Origin of the sequence: Streptomyces thermovulgaris (genome assembly GCF_002155915.1) — a bacterium.
GTDB classification, from domain to species: domain Bacteria; phylum Actinomycetota; class Actinomycetes; order Streptomycetales; family Streptomycetaceae; genus Streptomyces; species Streptomyces thermovulgaris.
The window spans coordinates 1-214 of record NZ_MUME01000543.1 but is presented as its reverse complement, the minus strand read 5'-3'; the positions used below and the strand labels follow the sequence as shown (position 1 = coordinate 214).

The window sequence follows — 214 nt, the reverse complement described above, 5'->3', positions numbered from 1 at the left end:
CTGCGCGGCCCTGCGCGCGGGGGAGTGCGACACCGCCCTCGCCGGGGGCGTCACCGTGATGAGCTCCCCGGTGCTGTTCGTCGAGTCCAGCCGGCTGGGCGCGATGTCGCCCGACGGACGCTGCAAGTCCTTCTCGGCACAGGCCGACGGAGGCGGCTGGTCCGAGGGCTGCGGCGTGCTCGTCCTCAAGCGCCTGTCGGACGCCGAACGCGAC

General features: G+C 74.3%; 1 protein-coding gene. It reads left to right on the top strand.

Annotated features, from left to right (window positions below; genetic code table 11):
* Positions 1 to 214, top strand: a 214-nt coding sequence (locus CCN35_RS29865; RefSeq protein ID WP_281254833.1) for a beta-ketoacyl synthase N-terminal-like domain-containing protein, incomplete at both ends; no start/stop codon positions are given.